Source organism: Veillonella sp. oral taxon 780 str. F0422 (assembly GCF_000221605.1).
In the GTDB taxonomy this organism is placed as follows: domain Bacteria; phylum Bacillota; class Negativicutes; order Veillonellales; family Veillonellaceae; genus F0422.
Window position 1 is genome coordinate 74,125 of record NZ_AFUJ01000016.1, and the last position, 22,916, is coordinate 97,040.

Genomic DNA, 22,916 nt, shown 5'->3' on the forward strand with positions numbered 1-22,916 from the left:
TAGATGAGAATATATATATTAATAGGAATCTTGGTGCTTGGAATGACTCTTTTTGGAGCTATGACAGGATACTGGGTAGCTTTATTTAGAAACGGTTCGAAACGAAAGGGCCTAATCTATGGCGGTGTACTGGGGTTAGCCCTTGCAGTAGGAACGATTGTCCTACAACGCCTTATGTACAGCATTCATGGTGGCATGGTGCTGGATCTAGTACGCCCGGTTCTAATCGAACTGAATGGATTGGTTGTAGCACTGTTCGGCACCTTTGCAGTATTGACTATCTTCAGTGTATTCTATGGACTTATGCGTTTAGGGGCTCGCTCTGACAGCGGGGATAGCCATATCGACGAATCACGGCGGAATTTCTTTAAACGTACGGCAGTGGTGGTACCTGCTGTAGTAGGTGTCACAGGATCAGTAGCGGCCTTTCAAGGGAATGGTGAACTGCAACTACGCAAGATACAGTTGGCTTTGAAAGATAGACCAGAGGTTTTGAAAGGATATAAAATTGGACAACTCAGCGATATTCATATAGGTCCTTTCATCGGCATGGATAAGTTGAAAGAAATGGTGGATGCCATTGCTAGTGAACACCCGAATCGACTGGTTATCACTGGAGATTTAATCGATGATTTGGGGTATCTTGATGAAGTGGCAGATTATCTAGATAGCCGTGTACAAGATTTTCCTGATGGCATTGATTATATTTTAGGGAATCACGAATACCGCGTCGATGTAGAGCGTGTGTGGAAGCGGTTCCACCAAACGAAGATGCACATGTATCGTAACAGTCATCAACAGATATTAGGTGGACCTCGTCCTGTGTATTTAGTAGGCATGGATTACCACTTTAAAGACGATGTGCAAGAGGAAAATGTACGCTTGTTGGACAAAGCCATGAAAGGTATGCCCGACAATGCATATCCTATCTTGTTGGCGCACCATCCGAACTATATCCCTGAAGCATTCCGTAGACATATCCCATTAATCTTATCTGGACATACCCATGGAGGACAGATTAATCTATGGGGCGTGAACCTAGTGCCGGTGTATAAGCCGTATTGGAAAGGACTCTACGAAGAACAAGGATTATTTGCTTACGTAAGCCGAGGGTCGGGACATTGGTTCCCTGTGCGGTTGAACTGTGCTAGAGAAGTGACCGTGTTTACGATATTATAAGTGAAAAAGCAGAACCCCCACAGCGGCAACTGTGGGGGTTCTTTGTTTCAATGGATTTGATTAACTTTTGTACCTGTAGTATATCACAAAAAAATATATTGTCATCTCAAAGTGGACTTTTTTGGGCACACATAAGACATGTTTAATGATATATTATAGAGTAAACAATACCCATTATCATAAATATAAATGATAATAAAGGTAATAGCTAATTCTTTCATTCTTTGAAAGACATAATTAAAAATCTATATTGAGAAATACTATCAGTTGTGATATAGTATAAATAAGTAAGACTCATGGAATTTTTAATTTAGGGATAGTACAGGACATCCCACATGTTTAGTAAGGGAGGAAAGACCATGAAAGAATTTAAATTATGGCGGCTGTTCATTGTGTTTGCCGTTTGTATTATGGCTATTGCAGGCTGTGGAAAGCAAGCGGATACGGTACAAGATGGTAAGCCATTACAAGTGGTAACTACTACAACAATGATTACAGATTTAGTACAAAAAATTGGTGGTGACCATGTAACAGTACAAGGATTGATGGGGGCTGGGGTAGACCCACATTTATACCAAGCTAGTGCAGGTGATGTATCTACTTTACAAAAAGGCGATATAATCTTCTTGAATGGTATCCATTTAGAAGGTAAAATGGGCCAAGTATTCCAAGAATTAAAAAAATCCAACAAAACAGTAGTGGAAGTGTCTAAAGATATGGATCCATCCACATTGTTAGCCTTTGAAGAAGAAGGTCCAGATGCAAAAGACCCTCATATTTGGTTCGATGTACAAAACTGGAAATTAGCTGCAAAAGTGGTAAAAGACACATTGGTAGCGAAAGACCCTAAACATGAAAAAGCTTATGTGGCTAATTACGAAGCATACATGAAAGAATTAGATGCAGCAGATCAATATATTAAAGATAGAACGAAAGAAATTCCTGAACAATCTCGTGTATTAGTTACAGCGCATGATGCATTCCATTACTTTGCTCGTGCTTATGGCTTTGAAGTAAAAGGCTTGCAAGGTGTGAGCACAGCTACAGAAGCGGGCACAAAAGATATGAACGACTTAGTACAATTTATTGTAGACCACAAAATCAAAGCTATCTTCGTAGAATCTTCTGTTCCTCATAAAACAATCGAAGCTGTACAAGAAGCATGTAAAGCTAAAGGTTGGGACGTAGCTATCGGCGGTGAATTATACTCCGATTCCTTAGGTTCTCCTAACACAGAAGGCGGCACTTACATTGGCATGGTCAAAGCCAACATCGATACCATTGTAGGCGCTCTTAAATGATGAGTGACAGCAAGTGTATTTTGAAAGTGAATCATCTTTCAGTAGCCTATGATGATACGGTGGTGCTGAAAGATGTATCCTTTCAGATTGAACAAGGAACGATGACGGCCATAGTTGGTCCTAACGGTGCCGGCAAATCAACCTTGGTGAAAGCCATGTTAGGGCTTGTGCCATTAGTAGAAGGAAGGATTGAGTTAACATTAGATACTAAAACAGTTTCTGCGTATGGAGGCGCGAAAACAAATAGTATTTATAACCATATTGCCTACGTACCACAAACCTCAGCGGTAGATTGGGATTATCCCATTACGGTATTTGAGGTGGTATTGATGGGCACCTACCGCAGACTAGGTTGGTTTACACGCCCAGGGAAACGTGAACGAGATGAGGCGACAAAAGCCTTGCAAACGGTAGGCATGTTAGACTATGCACAGCGGTCTATCTCACAATTGTCAGGAGGACAGCAACAGCGTGTATTTCTAGCTCGTGCCTTGGTGGAAAATCAAGATGTATATATACTAGATGAGCCTTTCAAGGGTATCGATAAGACGACAGAGGCGGTACTCGTAAAGATTATGAAAGACATGCAAGCAGCAGGAAAAACATTGCTGATCGTACATCATAATTTGCAAACTTTGGAAGCTTATTTTGATCAAGTTCTCTGCATCAATCGCAGATTGGTGGGCATGGGACCGGTTCGAGACATAGTGGGATCCCCTATCCTAGATGAGACATATTCATACTAGGAGGCACCATGGAATTATTACAACAATATACATTTCAAATCGTAGCACTGGGGACGGTGATGCTAGGCTTGGTATGTGGCGTCATAGGAACCTTTGCAGTATTGCGTCAAGAAAGCTTACTAGGCGATGGTGTAGCCCATTCCACACTACCTGGGGTAGTGGCAGGATTTCTTCTAACAGGAGTGAAAGACACCACAGTGCTATTACTAGGTGCGATTTGCACGGCCTGTTTATCAGAATGGATTATGTATAAAACATCCCAAAAAGGAGTTCGTTTTGATGCAGCCTTAGCCACGATTTTAGCGGCTTTCTTTGGATTTGGTACAGTGCTATTAACGCGAGTACAGTCTATGGAAAATGCTGGACAGGCAGGTCTGAATACGTTTATCTTTGGACAAGCTGTAACCATGATGCAAAGTGATATTTGGGTGATGGCCATTTGTGGAACTTGCATTGTAGGTGGGGTTATTATACTTTGGAAAGAGTTGAGTCTTACCGTATTTGACCCTATCGAAGCCCAGTTGATGGGTATCCCCGTGTCAAAGGTACGATTTTTTTATCGAGCGGCTCTCGTAGTGACTATTGTGATTGGCATACGGACGGTGGGCGTGATTTTAATTAGCTCCTTGCTGATTGGTCCAGCCATGATTGGTCGTCAATGGACTCATTCTTTGCGGACCTTGGTAATTATTGCTGCCATCTGTGGTAGTGTAGTCGCCTTTATGGGAACTTTTGTGAGTGCTCTATGGGGCAATCTTCCTACGGGCCCTATTATTATCATTGTTATGACTGGTATGATTTTATTAAGTTTAGTATTGGCTAATGGTAAACGCCTCATGAGGAGGTGTTTAGGATGAGCCATATCTTAGAAATATGGGGTATCGCCACAGTGACAGGCATCAGCTGTAGCCTCATAGGTACATTCTTGGTGTTGCGCCGTTTATCTATGATGGTGGATGCCATTACGCATACTGTTTTTTTAGGTATTGTACTTGCTTTTTTGGTGACAAAAGATTTGAACTCTCCTTGGCTCATCATTGGTGCTACCGCCATGGGGGTAGGGACGGTGTATGCCGTAGAGTGGATGCAACGACGTCGGTATATTCGGCCAGATGCAGCTATCGGTATCGTGTTTCCCTTCTTATTTGCCCTAGCTATTGTGTTAGTTACCTTATTTGGTAAACACATACATCTCGATGTGGATACGGCGATTTTAGGGGATTTAGCCTTTGCCACATTCCAACGCTTTACCGTAGATGCCTATGACTTAGGACCTATGTTGTTGTGGATTGCCATTCTGGTATGCCTTATCAATGCGGTATGTATTGCGCTGTTTAAGAAAGAATTAATACTTACCACCTTTGATCCTGTGTGTGCTAAGATATATCAAGCGATGCCTATGGCAGTGTCCTATGGACTTATGACATTGACGTCCTTGACGACAGTAGCTTCCTTTCAAACTGTAGGGGCTATCTTGGTAACGGGTTGTATGATTGGTCCACCAGCAACGGCATTTATGCTAGCTCGTTCTGTGAAAGCCATGCTATTCATTAGTATGATAGTATCTACCGTAGCTACTACTATCGGTGTAGCATTAGCCTTTCTTTGGGACGTATCTATTGGTGGTATGATTGCCACAGTCATCGGATGTATCTATGGACTGGTGTGGATCTATAAATATGGTAGAAACAATGGATAATAGTATCATTGTATATGCTAGAAAGAATACATTAAGGTAGCATTGTATATGCTAGCATGATACAAATATAAAAGGACTGAAGTAAAATGATGCGTTAGAATTTACTTCAGTCCTTTGTTATTTGTGTATTTCTTTAGCGGAATAAAAAGGCTGCAACCAAATGGTTACAGCCTATTTTGTGATATGTGTAGTGTTTTATTTATTCATATTTTCGATTGCTTCTGCTTCTGCTTTGTTGAATTTAGAAGCAATAACGATGCGGATTAAGCAAAGTGCAACGAAGATGTAAGCAGCAAAGCCTAGCCATTCAGCTGTATCACCGTAGGATTTTGCTTCAGTGAAAGCTAATTGAAGTGGAGCTTCGCTACCACCTGTACTTACGGAGAAGGCGATGATACCAGCGATGATAACGCCGATGATACTTTCACCAACGATCAAGCCAGAAGCGAACAATACGCCACGGCGGTTAGATTGTTCTACGTCAGCATCTGCATAAGCACCAGCACGTTCTTTCGCACGTTTTGTAATGTAACGATTTACGAAGTAACCGATGATGGCACCCATTACAAGAGGCATTTCCAAAGTTGGAGGTAAGTAGATACCCATACCAATTGCAAGTGGTGGTAATGTTAAGGATTTTGTTGTAGATTTTAAAATTAAGTTTACAACGATAGCTACGATACCTACTACGATGCCGTAGAAAATGTATGTCCAATCCATATTAGCATTGAAGATACCTTCTGCGATTTGACGCATCAAAGTAGCTTGTGGAGCGGATAATGCTTGAGCAGGATCCATTCCTTCACGAGGCATAGCGCCTGTAAAACCATATGCATGGTATAACAAGTCAAGTACTGGAGCAATCGCTACGGCACCAGCTAAGGAACCAATTAATAGAGCTACCTGTTGTTTCCAAGGTGTAGCACCCACTAATTGACCAGTTTTCAAGTCTTGTAAGTTATCGTTGGAAATTGCTGCAATGGAGATAACTACGGATGTCATGAAGATCGCCAAGGCAGTGGAGAATTTTACGCCTTCTGGAGTAGACAATAAGTCATTGGCAGAACCGATGGCAAATACTACTAGAGAAGACACGATGATACCGATGATACCGATACCAGAGATTGGACTTGCAGAAGTACCAATCAAACCAGCCATGTAACCACAAGCAGCAGCTACGAAGAAGCCGATTAACAATGCCACTACGATACCTGCAATTACTAATGTCCAAGCAAGACCTGCAGACATTGGAAGAGCAGACACGAAAGAGTAGAAGCAAATGATTAAGCCAATAATAATTAATGCAAATACAACGCCAATAGTAGATGGTTTCATATCTGTATCCATACGGTGTGTGTCGCGATATTCAGCGCTTGCCGTCATGGACTTAATAGATAATTTAATACCTTCAATAATTGGTTTGATCAATGTTAACAATGTCCAAATCGCTGCCACACCGATAGTACCAGCACCGATGAAGCGGACTTTTGTTTTCCAAACTGTGCTAGAGAATTTGATAGCTTCCAAATTATCTGGGTTTGGTAGATGATTTGTTAAGTATGGTACGAAACCACCCCAAGCAATAATCATACCGATTAAGATAGCGATACCACTAGCAATACCAATTAGGAAACCTGCGCCTAATAAAGCAGAGGAGAAACCGAAAGGAATTTGTGTAGCACCAGCACCTACAGGGAACCAGAATGATTTAGATTCGCCTAAGACACGTAAACCTTGAGTAACAAAGCTGATGATACCAGCCAATGCGCCACCAGATACGATTTCTTTCATACCACCAGATTGTTTTACTGTTTCACCAGGAACACTGGAGCCTACTTTCAAGATTTCAGCAGCGGCACGACCTTCTGGATATGGTAAGTCGCTGTTCATAACCATAGCACGGCGTAATGGAATGGTAAATAATACCCCAAGACAGCCACCGCAGGCGGATAATAACAATGTTTCCAATAAGTCAAAGTTTTGCCAATAACCGATCATCAATAGACCTGGCAATACGAAAATGACTGCAGATAAGGTACCAGCAGCAGATGCTTGCGTTTGTACCATGTTGTTTTCAAGAACATTGGAATCCTTGAAGAAGCGTAAGATTGCCATAGATATTACGGCAGCCGGAATGGAGGATGAGAACGTCAAACCTACTTTTAGTCCTAAGTATACGTTAGATGCAGTAAAGATTAATGTAATAATCGCACCTAGTAACATACCTCTGACTGTTAATTCCGGTAAGCTAATATCATGACTCATAAAATCATGCTTCATAGTTATACCTCCTTAAAATACACTACTATCTCATCCATTGTATCAGTATTCTCATAGACTTTCAATAAAAAATATAGTAAATATTGTATACATACGTCTTTTTGAGAGAATATAGTTAAAATATTCATATAAGGTTCATCTAGTTAGTGTATATATAAAGAAATAATTATTCCTATATCATAAGGAGACAGACTATGAAAAGAAAGATATTTGGCGCTCTATTCATGGCCGCTTGTTTACCGATGGCGTTACAGGCAGCAGATGTTATGGTGGTGAAAGAAACACCGATTGCTGTAGGTGAACGTATCTCTACAACAGCATCGCCAGAAACCAATCGCATCATCCGTGAGGAAACGATGAAAGCTAGACAAGATAAAAAACAAATCATAGCACCAGCGGCAAAAGCGTTTACAGATCGTTTGCAAGTAACAGTCAAACCAGAGACAGTGAAAGAAAATCATATGGATTTGACATACCCACGAGTGCAATCTGTAAGTCCTTACGTGACGAAAGCGATAAATAAGACGATTACAGAGTATGTAGAAAAGCTTCGTAAGCAAGTCCACAAGATGAATGAAAAAGCAGTAGATGGAGAAAAACAAAATCTGTATATGAGTTATGATGTCAGAGCAGATGGGAATGGTATTTTTTCTGTCACTATCACATCCTATACAATAGAAGACAATGCGTCTCATGGGGTAAACGTGGAAAAGGGATTTACTTTTAATACCACCACAGGCCGTACGCTGTCCTTAAATGACTTTGGTGGACTTCCACAAGAGAAGATTACAGCAGGAATACAACAACTACCGAAAGATGGTAAAAAATCTATCTATGCAGATGCCACAGTAGGCAAGCCAAATAGTTTCTTTGCCCGTGAAAATCATGAGATTGTGTTGATTTACGACCAAGGGACTATTGCCCCTATGTCTAGTGGTAGCATTTATGTGCCAGTAGGAAACTTAGGGAAATAAGTTAAAAATCATAAGCCCACTCTGCAACTGTTAAGTAGTCATGCCTAGTGGTATCAAATATAGAAAGTATATGTACAGCTAGAGATTGTAAAAAATAACTAGGAAATGAAATAGAGGAAAGTTGATAGGTTTTGTTCAACTTTCCTCTATTTTTATTTAGTGATTCTCTTGTTTCTTCGGAGCGTCAAGTCTCTTATAATAGGCTTTATCGATATCTGCATAGGAGATAATCCCTTGTTGTGCCATTAAGGTTAATACTGTCCGTTGTCGTTGTTTTGTAGCATCTATGTTGCTTACTGGGTTAAAGTAGGACGGCGCTTGTGGAATGCCTGCGAGCACAGCAGCTTGACTTAAGTTAAGGTCCTTTGGTTCTGTCTTAAAGTATCCTTCAGAGGCTGCTTTAATACCATAGTAATCGGTACCATAATAAATGGTGTTAAGATACATAGTGATGATTTCATCTTTGCTGTAATAATGCTCCATCAAATAGGCAAGAAATACTTCTTCCACCTTACGAGACATGATACGCTTGGAGGATAAGAATAAATTTTTTACTAATTGTTGGGTAATGGTACTGCCACCTTCTACGGTTTGCCCAGCTATGGTATTCGTATATAAGGCGCGACCAATGCTAAAAAAATCTACCGCTCCATGCTCATAAAAACGTTTATCTTCCGTAGCCACTAAAGCTTGTTTTACTATAGGGCTAATGTCTTCGCTGCGAACGCGATGCTCTAGTGGCACCCGTTTATCCATGGCCTCCTCTACAGCTTCTTTAAAATGAAAGAGACGTTTGATGCGGTCGATTCTGGAAAGTTGATCTTCCCCTTGTTCAATGGTTTGTTCTTTTATCGTATGCGCTACATGTTGCGTAGTCGTTTTAGCATCCTCTGGGGTATACCCAGCGAACCAATATAAACCACCAGCAGCAATGGCAAGCACAAGAATGAGTTTAAAAAGTGTTTTCATGGGTTCATCATATCACATCTAGGGTGTATCAACAATAGGACTTATAGAATCTTATAATAAAGTGGATTGTCCTTGTTATATACACATAAGATATTTGTAATGTAACAGAGTAGTGATGACGTTGAGATTGTTAGAGTTATAGTATTTTTAGTAAAAAACAATAGACATTATGATTTAGCCCTTAGCAATTATGAAATGATAGGTTATAGGGAATGGCTATGGAATAGCAACATATAGATTAAAAATGTATATAAAAGAATTTTTATAAAAAATACTTGCATTATTATGCAAGTGGTTGTATAATACGTTCATAAGATAGAAACAGGTACTGCATAGCAGTCATTTACACAAAGAAAGAGGTTTATTATGAGCAACATTAACAAAGTAGTATTAGCTTACTCCGGCGGTTTAGACACATCTGTTATTATTCCTTGGTTAAAAGAAAACTATGGCGCAGAAGTCATTGCAGTATGCGTAAACTTAGGTCAACCAGAAGATTATGACGCAGTAGAGAAAAAAGCCATCAAATCTGGTGCTACAAAAGCATACATTATTGATGCGCAAGAAGAATTTGTGTCTGACTACATTTGGCCAGTGGTCAAAGCAGGTGCTGTATACGAAGGCAAATACTTATTAGGTACTTCTTTCGCAAGACCATTGATTGCTAAAAAATTAGTAGAAATTGCCGCACAGGAAGGTGCTGATGCCATCGCTCATGGTGCGACAGGTAAAGGGAACGACCAAGTTCGTTTTGAATTGACTATCAAAGCACTTTCACCAAATACAAAAATCATTGCTCCATGGCGTGAGTGGGAATTGAAATCCCGGGAAGATTGCATGGAATATGCAGCGAAACACGATATTCCAGTAGTGGCTACTAAAAAACACCCATACTCCATGGACCAAAACGTATGGCATTTATCCCATGAAGGTGGCGATTTAGAAGATCCTAAGAATGCACCTAAAAATGATGTATATTTAGTTAGCAAATCTCCAGAAGAAGCTCCAGATGTACCAACTATGGTGACCATCGACTTCAAAGAAGGTGTTCCAGTAGCGGTGAATGGTCAAGCCATGTCTCCACTTACCATCTTACAAACTTTAAATGAAATCGGCGCAGCTAATGGTATTGGCATCGTGGATATTGTAGAAAATCGGTTAGTAGGCATGAAATCTCGTGGTGTCTATGAAAATCCTGGTGGAGCTATCATCATGTATGCCCATAGAGAATTAGAATATCTTTGCCTAGACAGAGCCACATACCATTATAAAGAGTTGGTGGCAAACAAATACGGAGAACTTGTGTATGATGGCATGTGGTTTGCTCCATTGATGAGCGCTTTACAAGCTTTCGTGGATAGCACACAACAAACAGTAACCGGTCAAGTTACATTGAAATTGTACAAAGGTAATATTATCAGCGCAGGATCTACATCTCCATATTCCTTGTATAACCAAGAATTTGTAACATTTGAAGAAGATGATGTATATAACCAAGCTGATGCAGAAGGGTTCATCAATTTATTCGGATTGCCTTTGACAATTAATGCATTAATGAAAGAGAAAGCAGGTTTAAAATAATGGCGAAACTTTGGGGCGGACGGTTTACCAAAGGGACGGATAAGGCAGTAGAGGACTTCACGTCCTCTATTTCCTTTGATTCCCGTATGCATAAAGAAGATGTGGCAGGCAGTATTGCCCATGCCACAATGCTAGCAGCGCAACACATCATTTCTAAGGAAGATAAGGACGCTATCGTAGCAGGTTTACAGGCTATTGAAAAGCAGATCGATGTAGGAGATTTTGAGTTCTCTGTGGCCTTAGAAGACATCCATATGAATATAGAAAAACGTTTAACCGATGCCATCGGTGAGGCAGGTGGACGTCTCCATACAGGTCGTAGCCGTAATGACCAAGTGGCGGTGGACTTACACATGTATATCCGTAAGGCCGTAGTACACATGGGGGAAGAACTTGTGAACTTGCAACAAGTCTTCTTAGAAGTAGCAGAAAAATACAAAGAGGTCATTATCCCTGGTTACACCCATTTACAACGGGCACAACCAGTGCTATTTAGCCATCATATGATGGCGTACTTTTCCATGATAAGCCGTGATTTCGATAATTTGCCCTTAATCTTTAAACATGCCAATGTAATGCCATTAGGGGCAGGGGCTTTGGCAGGTACGACCTATCCTATCGATCAAAACATAACAAAAGAATTGTTGCACTTCGATGCCATCTATGAAAATAGTATGGATGCTGTCAGCGACCGTGACTATGTACTAGAGTTTCTCAGCTTTGGGGCAAAAGTGATGATGCATTTAAGCCGTTTAAGCGAAGAATTAATCCTTTGGTCTAGCACAGAATTTGGATTCATCGAATTAGACGATGCACACTGTACGGGTTCCAGCATTATGCCACAAAAGAAAAATCCAGACGTATGTGAACTCGTACGTGGTAAAACAGGTCGTATCTACGGTCATTTGATGGGACTTCTTACAACCATGAAAGGCCTACCAATGACGTACAATAAAGATATGCAAGAAGATAAAGAAGGCGTTTTCGATACGATCGATACCTTGCATTTCGCTATCTCTATTACGGCGGATATGTTACGTCACATGAAAGTCAATGGAGACCATACAAAAGCAGTGTTGGACGATGATTTCTCCAATGCTACGGATATGGCGGACTATTTGGCGAAAAAAGGTGTACCATTCCGGGAAGCCCATGCCATTGTAGGGGCAGCGGTACAACATTGCATTGAAAAAGGATGTGTGTTGTTGGATCTTTCAGTAGAAGATTTCAAAGCTATTTCACATCACTTTGAGGCGGATATTTTGGATGCCATTACCATCGAAGCTTGCGTAGCAGGTCGCAGTAACTACAGTGGTACAGCGCCAGAGTGCGTAGCACGTCAAATGCAGATTGGACAAACAATCGTGGCAGAAGAAGTGGCACAAATCCAACAATGGAAAGAAAAAATTCATTTACAATAAATAGGTTTGTAGCAATATTCATATTGTCTTCTCTCATTCGTATAAAAGTGGCATCTGTAAATGGTATATGGGGCGATTCTGGTTTAGCAAGACTATCGCAACTATGCAAAAAAGCAACGGCAAATCCGTTGCTTTTTTGAGATAAGTTCAATATCCTCAATCCTTGTCTTCTTCATTTTCTTTTACAATATTTTTTTGTGAATTTTTTTCAGAGAGTTTTTGATCGATATACTTATTAATATTTTCATAAAATTCTTTGGTTGTCTCACTATCCAATTTTGTCGAATTATGAATTTGATTAACTTGGTTGACTTTCAAATGAACAGATTGAATACCGTAAGAGGCTTGTTTTTGGCGGAGTGTTTCTAATTGTTCTTCTGAAAGCGGATTGCCAACAATCGTCAAGACCAATTCATTTTTGTTTGACTTGTAGACTTGACTAATGACCGTATGATTGGTAAACTCTTTTCCTACAAACTGTTTGATTCCTTCTTTTCGTGCCTGCTCTATGGTCAGCGTGACTGCTGAATAGGTGGCTGGAAGAATTAATAATACAATCAAGGATATCAACCCAATTCTCATTTTAATGTTTAGCTCTTTAAATGAGCGTAAGGGAGATTTTCTCATCAAAATTCTTGTTCCAACAATATTGGTTAGCATGATAAAGACACAGTTAATTAAGAAAAGATAGAGAGCGCCATATATAAATTGTACATTTCCATTCGCTAAACCATAGCCGGCAGTACAGATAGGTGGCATCAGAGCTGTTGCAATGGCTACTCCTGGCACGATATTGTTCGTTTCTTTTTTTCTTGAACCAATGACACCTGCTATCCCACCTGCAATAGCAATGAGAACATCCCAAATGGTTGGAGAGGTTCGAGCAATCAACTCGCTGCTTGCATAAGATATGGGAGAAATCCAGAAATACAGAGCTGAGACAAGCAAACTGACCAATACTTGAGTCAATAAAACATTTAAAGATTGCTTGATTAAACGGGTATCAAAAATAGCTAACCCGAATCCCAGTCCAACAATCGGTGTCATAAGAGGGGAAATCAGCATGGCTCCAATAATAACAGCTGTTGAATTCATATTTAAACCTATAGAGGCAATAAAAATCGCGCACATCAAAATTACTGTATCGCTTAATCGAACATGAAGATCATCATATAATTTATCACGGTATTCACGTGCTGAATAGTTTCCTGTCATGGGGTACTCCTTTTATTTCATATAATCTTGTTTCCGCATGGGTGGTGGTAGAGAGATTTCTGTCTAATCTTCCATGGTTTTAATTCATACCGATTATTCTTTTAAAAATTATCCTTTACGTATCTCTTAGGTCAGCCTTAACATTATATCAAAATTTTCGGTATTTCTCTAAAGAAATCCATTAATTTAACAGATAGAAAAAGTAAGAAATTTTGCTTCATTTTCCAACAAAATTTGCCACTGTCATTTAAAATATTGGGAAAGTAAATATCGAAAATATATGATATAATCAATATATATTTTTGTTACTAAATACTATGAGGTACTAACAATGAAATTAATCTCTTGGAATGTGAATGGCTTGCGTGCAGCTATGACAAAAGGATTTATGGATGCATTCGATGCATTAGATGCAGATATGTTCTGCTTACAAGAAACAAAATTACAACCAGAACAAATTGAAATGGTCTTGCCAAATCATGAACAATATTGGAATAGTGCGGTAAAAAAGGCTATAGCGGCACGGCTATTTTCACAAAAGAAAAGCCAATTTCCGTAGTGAATGGTATTGGCATTGAGGAACATGACCAAGAAGGACGTGTGATCACGGCGGAATATGAAAAGTTTTATTTAGTTACGTGCTATACACCGAATAGCCAACGTGAATTGGCTCGTTTGGAGTACCGCATGGAATGGGAAGTGGCATTCCGCGAGTATTTGCTAGCATTAGATGCGAAAAAGCCGGTCATCTTGTGTGGTGATTTGAACGTAGCACACCAAGAAATTGACTTGAAAAACCCTAAAACAAATCGTAAAAATGCTGGTTTCAGTGATGAAGAACGTGAAAAAATGACAGAACTGCTAGCAGCTGGATTTACAGATACATTCCGCTATTTATACCCTGATGCGGTAGATGCCTACAGTTGGTGGTCCTATATGGGGAAAGCTCGTGAACGGAACGTGGGATGGAGAATTGACTATTTCTTAGTGTCCAACAGCATTGCCGATAAAATCCAAGAGGCGAAGATTCATGCAGATATTTTTGGATCTGACCATTGCCCAGTGGAACTAGTTATGGATTTATAATTTCTAGGATGAGCGTGCATTATGTCACTATTACGTTTTGAAAATATCTCTTTAATGCTTCATGGTCGCCAGATTTTAGGGGATATTTCTTTTGAGGTTCAACAAGGTGAAAGCATCACCATCATAGGTCCATCGGGGAGTGGTAAAAGTACAATTTTGAAATTGGCTAGCTCCTTGATATCTCCTACGGGAGGTACGATTTTCTTTCATGGTAGACCTGTAGAAAGCTATGCGCCGACGGAGTATCGCAAACGAGTAGCCTGTTGTTTCCAGCAGCCCTATTTATTCGGACAAACAGTGCGAGGTAATCTAGCATTTCCTTTTACTATACGGGGTCGTGCTGTTGACGAAGCAAGAATCAAAGAGTTATTTGATTTGTTTCGTATGGATCTACAGTTGTTAGAGAAGTCGAATACAGAGTTATCCGGTGGTGAAATGCAACGAATTTGCTTGATTCGGAGTGTACTGTTTGCCCCTGAGGTGTTGTTATTAGATGAGGTGACATCTGCCTTGGACACGGAAAATACGGAGTGGGTAGAACAAGGTCTTATGCAGTTACATAAAGAAGGCTTAACCTTGTTACAGGTGACCCATAATCTAGACCAAAGTCTTCGTATGGGGCAACGTCGTATCACCGTGAAAGAAGGTCGTATTGCAGATTGTGAGGTGCTACATGGGGAGCTTTAATGCCTTATCTAATGAATCCTTACTGATGGCAACAGTACTCATCGTTATGACTGTTATCGTGTCCTATCAACAGCGGTTGCGATTGGAACTAGAAATATTGCACAGTGCCTTGCGAGCAGTCGTACAGCTTGTGGTAGTAGGTTATCTATTGCATTTCATTTTTGGCGCTGACAATCCTTTGTTTACCGGTGGTGTATTGTTGGTGATGCTGATCAGTGCTGCTATAAATGGGGGTAAACGGGGACCTGGTATCAAACATGCCTCCTGGATTGCAGGTGTCAGCATCGGCATTGGTGCTATCTTTACCTTAGCGGTATTGTTAAGTGCTAATGTTTTGTCCTTTACGCCGTATCAAATGATCCCTGTAGGAGGCATGGTTATGTCAGGGGCGATGGCGGCAGTAGGATTATGTTTCGGCCAAATTACAACGAACTTTGAGAGTCGCCAACAAGAGATTCAGATTAAGCTAGCCTTGGGTGCTACGCCTATGCAGGCCTGTAAAGCTATTTTGCGAGCAGCTCTTATCTTTAGTTTGCAACCTACCATTGATAGTGCGAAAACCTTGGGTATTGTGTCCTTACCGGGGATGATGACAGGCTTAATCTTAGCAGGCATGAGTCCTATGGAGGCCATTAAATACCAGATTATCGTTATTTTCATGTCCTTTTCAACCATATCCATTGCCATTGCTATAGCAGGATACTTGAGTTGTCGACAATTTTTCAATGCAAAAGAACAGCTGATTCTATCTGATTCGTGATAGAATCAGCTTCTTTTTTACAAAAGTGTTTTTAAAGTTTTAATTTACCTATAAAATAAGTAGGATTTTTTGAAAATCTATAGTCATAAGGAATGAGTTGTGTTACTATTAGGATATACACATTCTATTTATATGTAAAACGAGGTGGTATTATGGCAAATTACAACCCTTACGAAAATATGCTGCAAACATTAGACTTAGCAGCGGACACATTGGGCATTCCACGCAATGACTATGAAGTGTTGCGTCACCCTGAACGTGAAATGAACGTGGCTATTCCAGTACAAATGGATGATGGACATGTGGAAGTATTTACTGGCTACCGATGCCAACATAGCTCCGTTCTTGGCGCATCTAAAGGTGGATTGCGCTTTCACCCAGATGCAGATGAAAATGAAGTGCGTGCATTAGGTGCTTGGATGACCATCAAAAATGCCATTGCTCATTTACCATATGGTGGTGGCAAAGGCGGTATCAAGGTAGATCCGAAAAAACTAAGTGAAAGAGAGTTGGAACGTTTAACACGTGGTTTCGTTCGTAAAATTGCTCCTATCATTGGAGTAGAACGAGATGTGCCAGCTCCTGATGTGAACACAAATCCGCAAATCATGTCTTGGATTGTCGATGAGTACAGTGCGTTAACTGGTCAATGGACACCAGGGATCGTAACAGGTAAACCATTAGCAATTGGTGGTTCTTTAGGTCGTAATGAAGCAACAGGCCGTGGCTGTATGTTTACATTACTTTCCTACTTGGAAAAACAAGGTAAATCTATTAAAGATTTGACGATTGCTGTACAAGGTTTTGGTAATGTAGGATCTGTTGGTGCTTTATTGATGCATCGTGAAGGTGCTAAAATCGTTGCCATCGGTGATGTACATGGATCTCTGTACAATGCAAACGGCATCGATGTAGAAAAAGCTTACGAATATGCAAACTCTCATGGCCGTTCTTTAGAAGGCTACGAAGAGCCAGGTATGACAAGAATCCCTAATCCAGATTTATTGTTATTGGATGTAGACGTGCTATACTTAGCGGCCTTAGAAAACCAAGTGAACGAAGCCAATATGAAAGAAGTAAAAGCAAAATTAATCTTGGAAGGTGCTAACGGACCATTAACGAAAGATGCAGACTTATACTTCTTTGAAAAAGGTATTCCTGTATTGCCAGATGTATTAGCCAATGGCGGTGGCGTGGTTGTATCCTACTATGAATGGGTACAAAATAAAGCTGGTTTCTACTGGTCTGAAGAAGAAGTAAACGAAAAATTAGCGAAGAATATGAAAAAAAGCTTTGAAGAAGTATGGGCTATGCAAGAAGAATTTAAAGTATACCCAAGGTTGGCTGCGTACATGGTGGCATTGCGTCGCTTAGTAGAAGCATTAAAAATTAAAGGATATAACGGCTAATGTATTTCCTGTCTATGTATTTTAAATGATGCCATACTTGCTAGAGAGTTAGATGCTATAATGATCACTAGATAGTCAGATGGAAACATAGATTGTAACGGTATATGAGAAAAGGAACTATACAAGATCGAATGATCTTTGCATAGTTCCTTTTTTGTGCTTTGTATAGGTTTTACTAAAGAAGAAAGGTCCTCCGTCTATTTTACAATAGACGGGGGACCTATTAGGTATACATCAGAGTTTTACTTAATATGTTTACTACCACGTTCTGTCATCGGTGTGCCATTTTGGCAGAGTGGGCATGCATCAGCTTCAAATGTTGGTACAGTTAAGTTTAACAAGGCTTGTACTTTTTCTTTTGGTACGCCAAAGTCTGCTTTACCACCGCTGCGGTTTACAAGAAGGCCTACGCCAACGATTTCACCACCAGCTTCGTTTACAACATCTACTACTTCACGAACGGATCCGCCTGTGGTTACAATGTCTTCTACGATAAGAACACGTTGTCCTTTTTCAATGCGGAAACCACGACGTAATGTCATTTTACCTTTTTCTCGTTCTGTAAAGATAGCACGAGTGCCTAAGGCTTTACCTACTTCGTGAGCCAATAAGATGCCACCAGTCATAGGTCCGATCACAAGCTCTACATTTTGATCTTCAAAACGACGAGCTAACTCTTGGCATAATTGTTCTGTATATTTTGGATGGGATAAGACGTTAAATTTTTCTACATACATAGGGCTGTGAAGGCCAGATGTTAGCAAGAAATGTCCTTCTAAAATAGCTTGTGTGTCGATCAATAATTGTTTTATATTCTCTTCTGTCATCATTTTTAAACTGTCTCCATTTCCTCAACAATTAAACGAACTGCTTCTTGTGGATTTTCTGCTTGTGTAATTGGTCGTCCTACCACAATGCGAGAGGCCCCATCTTGTAAAGCGCTACTAGGGGTAGCAATACGTTTTTGGTCGTTAGTAGCCGCAAACGATGGACGGATACCTGGTGTGACGATTAAGAAATCTTCTCCGCAGGCTTCACGAATAAGTTTCGCTTCTAATGGGGAAGCCACAACGCCATCTACACCAGCCTCTTTAGCTAGTTTAGCTAGTTTTACTACATGGTCTGAAATTGGTAAAGATCCACCAATAGCGGACCAGTTTTCATCATCAAAGCTGGTTAGCGCTGTAATCGCCAATAGTTTAGGACGCTCAATGCCTAGTTCAGCAGCTTGTTCTTTGGCGGCGTTCATAGCGGCTTCCATCATCACTTTGCCACCTTGACTGTGGATGGTGATTAACTTGGCCCCCAAACGAGTTAATGATTTAATACCATGGGCTACCGTATTTGGAATATCATGTAACTTCAAGTCAAGAAATACGGATTTATTGTGGTCCCGTAAAAATGCTACAGTTTGTTCACCTGCTGCATAAAATAATTCCATACCAACTTTATAATAGCTGACGGAATCGCCTAAGGATGTTACGATGGATTTCATCTCCTCTAGTGAGGACACATCTAAGGCTACAATTAAACGATCATCTGCCATAGGAACCTCCTTGTTTCACAAATCGTACTATTATTTCATAGTTTATAGTGAAAGTCAAGAACTTTATATATTCGTTGAAATTTGAATGACTATAATTTATAATGAAACTACAATTGGATACGTATTTGATAGGAGATGAAACTATGAAATTAGTTGTGACAGTGGTAGGGCAAGACAGAGTAGGTATTATTGCGGGAGTGACTCGTGTGTTAGCGGACAATGAAGTAAATGTAGTATCCATTAACCAAACTATTTTGGATGGTATCTTTAATATGATCATGATGTGTGAGGTCAGTGACTCCGCTGATTTAAGTGGTATCCAAAAAGCTTTAGCAGCAGAAGGAGAACGATTAGGGGTTCAAATTTTAGCGCAAAATGCAGCCATCTTTTTAAGCATGCATCGAGTGGGATAAGCGAGGGTACCTATGTTAAGTATTGAAAATATTTTAGAAACGAATCGGATGATTCAAGATAATAAGTTAGATGTGCGGACCATCACGATGGGGATTAGCCTATTAGGATGTATCTCGGAAGATGGGGAGCGCATGTGCACTCGTATTTACGACCATATTACGAAGGAAGCAGAATATTTAGTGAAAACAGGGGAAGATTTAGAGCGTGAACTAGGAGTACCTATCATTAATAAACGTATTTCTGTGACACCAATTTCTTTAATTGGTGGTGCCTCCAACTTACCCAACTATGTGTCCATCGCTCGTGCCTTAGATCAAGCAGCAAAAGCAGTAGGTGTAAATTTCATTGGCGGGTTCTCTGCCTTAGTATCGAAAGGGTATACAGAGGGAGATCGCAAGCTCATAGCTTCCATTCCTGAAGCGTTAGCGACAACAGATATCGTGTGTAGCTCCGTAGGTATCGGTTCTACAAAGGCAGGCATCAATATGGATGCAGTGGCTGACATGGGGCACATTGTGAAAGAAACAGCCCGTCTCACAGCCGATAGAGATGCTTTGGGTTGTGCGAAGCTAGTGATTTTCTGCAATCCTGTAGAAGATAATCCGTTCATGGCAGGGGCTTTCCATGGGGTCACAGAAGGTCAGACAACAATTAGTGTTGGCGTCAGTGGTCCCGGAGTAGTAAAACATGCTTTGGAATCTGTAAAAGGTGAACCATTTGATGTAGTAGCGGAAACGATTAAACGGACAGCTTTCAAAATTACTCGTGTGGGACAATTAGTAGCACAAGAGGCATCACGTAGATTGAATAAACAATTTGGTATTATTGATATTTCTTTAGCACCCACACCTGCCGTAGGGGACTCTGTAGCACATGTGCTAGAAGAAATGGGGTTAGAAGCGTGCGGTACCCATGGTACTACGGCAGCTTTGGCCTTGTTGAACGATGCTGTGAAAAAAGGTGGCCTTATGGCATCTTCTCACGTAGGTGGATTAAGTGGTGCTTTCATTCCTGTCAGTGAAGATAAGGGCATGATTGATGCGGTTACATTAGGCAGTTTGTCCTTAGATAAATTAGAAGCTATGACTTGTGTTTGCTCTGTGGGACTAGATATGATTGCTGTCCCTGGGGATACGTCGGCAGCCACTATCTCAGCTATCATTGCAGACGAGGCAGCTATCGGTATGATTAATAATAAAACTACCGCGGTACGACTCATTCCTGTACCAAATAAGACCGTAGGAGATATTGTAGAGTTTGGTGGACTCTTGGGATATGCACCGATTATAAAAGTGCATCCATTTAGTTCGGAAGAGTTCATTCGTCGTGGTGGTCGTATTCCGGCGCCGGTACGTAGTTTGACTAACTAATACCTGTATACTAAGTATGAAAGTGAGGTTATCTCATGAAACAAATTGTTGTGATGGAACCATTAGGAGTATCCGAAACATTGTTACAATCCCTAGCGGAGCCTTTCAAGGCAGAAGGCTATGAACTAGTCGTATACGGCACAAAGGAAACCAATCAAATAAAATTATTGGACCGTGTTCGTCAGGCGTCTATCATTATCTTGGCGAATCAACCTTTGTCAGGTGAGATCATTCGCCAATGTCCAAAGTTGGAGTTTATTTCAGTGGCTTTCACAGGAGTAGACCATATTGATTTGGAGGCATGTCATGAAAAAGGTATCATTGTGAGCAATGCGGCAGGCTATTCCACACAAGCCGTTACAGAATTGGTGTTTGGATTAGCCATTTCCGTACTTCGTAATGTATTGCCTTGCGATGGTCGCACACGGACAGGCGGTACCAAAGATGGACTACCTGGATTTGAATTGTATGGAAAAACCTTTGGTATCGTGGGAACAGGCGCAATCGGTAGTGCGGTGGCACGCATTGCAAAAGCCTTTGGCTGCAAGGTCATCGCCTATAACCGTTCAGAAAAACCGGAACTAGTGGCAGAAGGGATTACTTTTACAGACCTAGACACAGTGGTACAAGAAGCAGATATTCTATCCTTACATGTACCATTAACAGAAGAGACACGCCATGTAATCGATGCGAAACGCATTGATATGATGAAAGATACAGCCGTGTTAATCAATACGGCGCGTGGACCTGTGGTGGATAACGAAGCTTTGGCGAAAGCCTTGCATGCCGGTAAATTACGTGGCGCAGGCATCGATGTATTTGAAGTAGAACCGCCAATCCCAACAGACCATCCATTATGCGATGCACCTCGTACAGTATTAACACCACACATTGCCTTTGCGAGCCAAGAAGCATTTGTTACACGGGCTCATATCGTGATGGATAATATTGTGGCATTCCTAAAAGGGGAGCCTGTGAATCGGGTGTGCTGAGATATTCATAGAAATCACATATAACCATAGCACTATATATACACATCTCCTATAGTGATTGCAATTTCCTTTCAATCGTCCTATAATACTTTGTATTACGTTTTAACATACAATGGTACGCCCTAAATGGACTCATAGAAAGGATGATTGGATGAGACCTGTACATACATTACCAAGCTATAGCTTTGGAGGACACGAAATTTTTGACACCATAGGAGAGTATACGAAACAGTTAGGCAAGAAAACTGTTATTATCGGTGGAGATACATCGTTATCTGTGGCATTACCTTTCTTGCAACCAGCCCTAGAAACAGCTGGAGTTGAAGTACTAGAGGTGGTACATTTTGGCGGTGAATGCGCCTATGCAGTAACGAATGAATTAGCGAAAAAGGAATCTTTGCAGGCAGCGGATTTCCTTATCGGTGTGGGCGGCGGTAAGGCCCTAGATACCACAAAATTAACAAGTATTGCATTAGGGGATATTCCTGTCATCACAGTGCCTACCATTGCCGCTACTTGTGCGGCTACATCGGAGGCGATTGCCATTTATACTTTGGACCATACCTTTGATAGCGTAGCCTTCCTAAAACGTCCTGCAGTGCATACATTTATTGATGCAGACATTTTGGTGAAAGCCCCAAGTCAATATTTCTGGGCAGGTATGGGTGATACCATAGCGAAGCATTATGAAACGCATATGGCTACACGTGGTCGTGACTTGTCTTATAACGTACAAGTAGGCTTGTCGTTATCCAAGATGTGTGCAGAACCAATTTTCGCACATGGTCGTGAAGCTCTTACTGCTAATGAGCAAGGGGAACGCAATCGTCTTTTTGATGAATTGGTGATGGCCGTTGTACTGACCACAGGTATTGTATCTGGTTGCATGCCAGGAGATTTCAATAGTACCATTGCTCATGCTGTGTGTTATGGTTGCGCCGAAGACCCTCATACGGAAGAACACCACCTTCACGGTGAAATGGTAGCCTATGGCTTATTAGTGTTGTTTGCAGCAGACAAGCAAGATGAGGAGTTAAGTCGCTGGTTACCTGTGTATCGTCAAATTGGATGGCCTACGAAACTTTCAGATATGGGATTAACAAAAGAACATATCCCAATGATCGTGAAAAAAGCATCCTCCGTTCGTGATGTGGTCATCAGCCCTTATGTAGTAACAGAAGAATTGCTTACAGAAGCCATTTTGAAAGTAGAAGCGCACAACTAATCTATGCGAACATAGTTCGTATAGTACTGATCAACAGGTATCTCTAGTAGAAAGAGGTACCT

The 22,916-nt window shown here is 40.8% G+C and carries 20 protein-coding genes and 1 pseudogene; 16 read left to right on the plus strand and 5 right to left on the minus strand.

Translation table 11 applies throughout. The annotated features are described in order from the left end of the window. Nucleotides 1-3 precede the first annotated feature (3 nt). From HMPREF9200_RS02365 to HMPREF9200_RS02385, 5 genes are all read left to right on the plus strand, one after another. A complete protein-coding gene (locus HMPREF9200_RS02365; protein WP_009353171.1) occupies nucleotides 4-1,179 on the plus strand; it encodes a metallophosphoesterase in 1,176 nt (391 codons plus the stop codon). A 359-nt stretch (nucleotides 1,180-1,538) separates the two neighbouring features. Beyond that, nucleotides 1,539-2,480: a metal ABC transporter solute-binding protein, Zn/Mn family gene (locus HMPREF9200_RS02370; RefSeq protein WP_009353227.1), complete on the plus strand. Its 942-nt coding sequence runs from the start codon at nucleotides 1,539-1,541 to the stop codon at nucleotides 2,478-2,480. 26 nt (nucleotides 2,481-2,506) lie between these two features. Further along, on the plus strand, nucleotides 2,507-3,226 hold the full coding sequence (locus HMPREF9200_RS02375) for a metal ABC transporter ATP-binding protein (RefSeq protein ID WP_255260712.1): 720 nt from the start codon (nucleotides 2,507-2,509) through the stop codon (nucleotides 3,224-3,226). Nucleotides 3,227-3,234: 8 nt separating this feature from the next. After that, nucleotides 3,235-4,083 carry a metal ABC transporter permease gene (locus HMPREF9200_RS02380; protein ID WP_009353166.1) on the plus strand — a complete coding sequence of 283 codons (849 nt, stop codon included), beginning with the start codon at nucleotides 3,235-3,237 and terminating at the stop codon, nucleotides 4,081-4,083. Further along, complete coding sequence (locus tag HMPREF9200_RS02385) at nucleotides 4,080-4,925, plus strand: metal ABC transporter permease (RefSeq protein ID WP_009353231.1); 846 nt, start codon at nucleotides 4,080-4,082, stop codon at nucleotides 4,923-4,925. Before HMPREF9200_RS02380 ends, HMPREF9200_RS02385 begins: the two co-directional genes overlap by 4 nt. Before the next feature lie 195 nt (nucleotides 4,926-5,120). Here HMPREF9200_RS02385 and HMPREF9200_RS02390 read toward each other — a convergent pair whose 3' ends face one another. After that, the gene (locus tag HMPREF9200_RS02390; RefSeq protein WP_009353181.1) at nucleotides 5,121-7,205 is read right to left on the minus strand and encodes an OPT family oligopeptide transporter; all 2,085 of its coding nucleotides are present in this window, start codon (nucleotides 7,203-7,205) and stop codon (nucleotides 5,121-5,123) included. A gap of 194 nt (nucleotides 7,206-7,399) precedes the next feature. On the opposite strand from HMPREF9200_RS02390, the gene HMPREF9200_RS02395 reads away from it, so the two are divergent. Further along, on the plus strand, nucleotides 7,400-8,179 hold the full coding sequence (locus tag HMPREF9200_RS02395) for a hypothetical protein (RefSeq protein WP_009353239.1): 780 nt from the start codon (nucleotides 7,400-7,402) through the stop codon (nucleotides 8,177-8,179). A 156-nt stretch (nucleotides 8,180-8,335) separates the two neighbouring features. On the opposite strand, the gene HMPREF9200_RS02400 is transcribed toward HMPREF9200_RS02395, so the two are convergent. After that, nucleotides 8,336-9,148, minus strand: a complete 813-nt coding sequence (locus HMPREF9200_RS02400) for a transglycosylase domain-containing protein (protein WP_009353221.1) — start codon at nucleotides 9,146-9,148, stop codon at nucleotides 8,336-8,338. A gap of 366 nt (nucleotides 9,149-9,514) precedes the next feature. On the opposite strand from HMPREF9200_RS02400, the gene HMPREF9200_RS02405 reads away from it, so the two are divergent. Then, nucleotides 9,515-10,729 (plus strand): argininosuccinate synthase, encoded by a 1,215-nt coding sequence (locus tag HMPREF9200_RS02405; RefSeq protein WP_009353173.1) that lies wholly within the window; start codon nucleotides 9,515-9,517, stop codon nucleotides 10,727-10,729. Continuing rightward, complete coding sequence (gene argH, locus HMPREF9200_RS02410) at nucleotides 10,729-12,150, plus strand: argininosuccinate lyase (protein ID WP_009353228.1); 1,422 nt, start codon at nucleotides 10,729-10,731, stop codon at nucleotides 12,148-12,150. Before HMPREF9200_RS02405 ends, argH begins: the two co-directional genes overlap by 1 nt. Nucleotides 12,151-12,306: 156 nt before the next feature. On the opposite strand, the gene HMPREF9200_RS02415 is transcribed toward argH, so the two are convergent. Continuing rightward, a complete protein-coding gene (locus HMPREF9200_RS02415; RefSeq protein WP_009353201.1) occupies nucleotides 12,307-13,365 on the minus strand; it encodes a TIGR00341 family protein in 1,059 nt (352 codons plus the stop codon). 331 nt (nucleotides 13,366-13,696) lie between these two features. On the opposite strand from HMPREF9200_RS02415, the pseudogene HMPREF9200_RS02425 reads away from it, so the two are divergent. The 4 genes and pseudogenes from HMPREF9200_RS02425 (at nucleotide 13,697) to HMPREF9200_RS02440 (ending at nucleotide 17,307) form a co-directional block, all read left to right on the plus strand. After that, nucleotides 13,697-14,451, plus strand: a pseudogene (locus HMPREF9200_RS02425) (exodeoxyribonuclease III). Between the two features lie 21 nt (nucleotides 14,452-14,472). After that, a complete protein-coding gene (locus HMPREF9200_RS02430; RefSeq protein ID WP_009353232.1) occupies nucleotides 14,473-15,138 on the plus strand; it encodes an ATP-binding cassette domain-containing protein in 666 nt (221 codons plus the stop codon). After that, the gene (gene fetB, locus HMPREF9200_RS02435; protein ID WP_009353155.1) at nucleotides 15,125-15,898 is read left to right on the plus strand and encodes an iron export ABC transporter permease subunit FetB; all 774 of its coding nucleotides are present in this window, start codon (nucleotides 15,125-15,127) and stop codon (nucleotides 15,896-15,898) included. Before HMPREF9200_RS02430 ends, fetB begins: the two co-directional genes overlap by 14 nt. Nucleotides 15,899-16,050: 152 nt before the next feature. After that, nucleotides 16,051-17,307, plus strand: a complete 1,257-nt coding sequence (locus HMPREF9200_RS02440; RefSeq protein WP_009353161.1) for a Glu/Leu/Phe/Val dehydrogenase — start codon at nucleotides 16,051-16,053, stop codon at nucleotides 17,305-17,307. Nucleotides 17,308-17,549: 242 nt separating this feature from the next. Here HMPREF9200_RS02440 and pyrE read toward each other — a convergent pair whose 3' ends face one another. Together pyrE and pyrF are read right to left on the minus strand one after the other, a co-directional pair. Next, on the minus strand, nucleotides 17,550-18,137 hold the full coding sequence (pyrE, locus tag HMPREF9200_RS02445; RefSeq protein ID WP_009353220.1) for an orotate phosphoribosyltransferase: 588 nt from the start codon (nucleotides 18,135-18,137) through the stop codon (nucleotides 17,550-17,552). Between the two features lie 2 nt (nucleotides 18,138-18,139). Beyond that, on the minus strand, nucleotides 18,140-18,853 hold the full coding sequence (pyrF, locus tag HMPREF9200_RS02450) for an orotidine-5'-phosphate decarboxylase (RefSeq protein WP_009353169.1): 714 nt from the start codon (nucleotides 18,851-18,853) through the stop codon (nucleotides 18,140-18,142). Between the two features lie 143 nt (nucleotides 18,854-18,996). Between pyrF and HMPREF9200_RS02455 the strand changes: the two genes are divergently transcribed. From HMPREF9200_RS02455 to HMPREF9200_RS02470, 4 genes are all read left to right on the plus strand, one after another. Further along, a complete protein-coding gene (locus HMPREF9200_RS02455; RefSeq protein WP_009353203.1) occupies nucleotides 18,997-19,266 on the plus strand; it encodes an ACT domain-containing protein in 270 nt (89 codons plus the stop codon). 12 nt (nucleotides 19,267-19,278) lie between these two features. Beyond that, on the plus strand, nucleotides 19,279-20,637 hold the full coding sequence (locus HMPREF9200_RS02460) for a PFL family protein (RefSeq protein ID WP_009353184.1): 1,359 nt from the start codon (nucleotides 19,279-19,281) through the stop codon (nucleotides 20,635-20,637). A 35-nt stretch (nucleotides 20,638-20,672) separates the two neighbouring features. Beyond that, nucleotides 20,673-21,629, plus strand: coding sequence for a 2-hydroxyacid dehydrogenase (locus HMPREF9200_RS02465; protein WP_009353153.1), 957 nt, complete (start codon nucleotides 20,673-20,675; stop codon nucleotides 21,627-21,629). Nucleotides 21,630-21,780: 151 nt separating this feature from the next. Next, a complete protein-coding gene (locus HMPREF9200_RS02470; RefSeq protein ID WP_009353176.1) occupies nucleotides 21,781-22,854 on the plus strand; it encodes an iron-containing alcohol dehydrogenase family protein in 1,074 nt (357 codons plus the stop codon). The last annotated feature ends 62 nt before the right edge of the window (nucleotides 22,855-22,916 follow it).

What these genes read in the sequence shown, in the direction of transcription:
- HMPREF9200_RS02380 (WP_009353166.1), top strand. Translation starts at nt 3,235, where the DNA reads ATGGAATTATTACAACAATATACATTTCAAATCGTAGCACTGGGGACG.
- HMPREF9200_RS02395 (WP_009353239.1), top strand. Translation starts at nt 7,400, where the DNA reads ATGAAAAGAAAGATATTTGGCGCTCTATTCATGGCCGCTTGTTTACCG.
- fetB (WP_009353155.1), top strand. Translation starts at nt 15,125, where the DNA reads ATGGGGAGCTTTAATGCCTTATCTAATGAATCCTTACTGATGGCAACA.
- HMPREF9200_RS02465 (WP_009353153.1), top strand. Translation starts at nt 20,673, where the DNA reads ATGAAACAAATTGTTGTGATGGAACCATTAGGAGTATCCGAAACATTG.
- pyrF (WP_009353169.1), bottom strand. Translation starts at nt 18,853, where the DNA reads ATGGCAGATGATCGTTTAATTGTAGCCTTAGATGTGTCCTCACTAGAG.
- HMPREF9200_RS02415 (WP_009353201.1), bottom strand. Translation starts at nt 13,365, where the DNA reads ATGACAGGAAACTATTCAGCACGTGAATACCGTGATAAATTATATGAT.
- HMPREF9200_RS02400 (WP_009353221.1), bottom strand. Translation starts at nt 9,148, where the DNA reads ATGAAAACACTTTTTAAACTCATTCTTGTGCTTGCCATTGCTGCTGGT.
- HMPREF9200_RS02455 (WP_009353203.1), top strand. Translation starts at nt 18,997, where the DNA reads ATGAAATTAGTTGTGACAGTGGTAGGGCAAGACAGAGTAGGTATTATT.
- HMPREF9200_RS02385 (WP_009353231.1), top strand. Translation starts at nt 4,080, where the DNA reads ATGAGCCATATCTTAGAAATATGGGGTATCGCCACAGTGACAGGCATC.
- HMPREF9200_RS02470 (WP_009353176.1), top strand. Translation starts at nt 21,781, where the DNA reads ATGAGACCTGTACATACATTACCAAGCTATAGCTTTGGAGGACACGAA.
- HMPREF9200_RS02460 (WP_009353184.1), top strand. Translation starts at nt 19,279, where the DNA reads ATGTTAAGTATTGAAAATATTTTAGAAACGAATCGGATGATTCAAGAT.
- argH (WP_009353228.1), top strand. Translation starts at nt 10,729, where the DNA reads ATGGCGAAACTTTGGGGCGGACGGTTTACCAAAGGGACGGATAAGGCA.
- pyrE (WP_009353220.1), bottom strand. Translation starts at nt 18,137, where the DNA reads ATGATGACAGAAGAGAATATAAAACAATTATTGATCGACACACAAGCT.
- HMPREF9200_RS02390 (WP_009353181.1), bottom strand. Translation starts at nt 7,205, where the DNA reads ATGAAGCATGATTTTATGAGTCATGATATTAGCTTACCGGAATTAACA.
- HMPREF9200_RS02370 (WP_009353227.1), top strand. Translation starts at nt 1,539, where the DNA reads ATGAAAGAATTTAAATTATGGCGGCTGTTCATTGTGTTTGCCGTTTGT.
- HMPREF9200_RS02365 (WP_009353171.1), top strand. Translation starts at nt 4, where the DNA reads ATGAGAATATATATATTAATAGGAATCTTGGTGCTTGGAATGACTCTT.
- HMPREF9200_RS02430 (WP_009353232.1), top strand. Translation starts at nt 14,473, where the DNA reads ATGTCACTATTACGTTTTGAAAATATCTCTTTAATGCTTCATGGTCGC.
- HMPREF9200_RS02405 (WP_009353173.1), top strand. Translation starts at nt 9,515, where the DNA reads ATGAGCAACATTAACAAAGTAGTATTAGCTTACTCCGGCGGTTTAGAC.
- HMPREF9200_RS02440 (WP_009353161.1), top strand. Translation starts at nt 16,051, where the DNA reads ATGGCAAATTACAACCCTTACGAAAATATGCTGCAAACATTAGACTTA.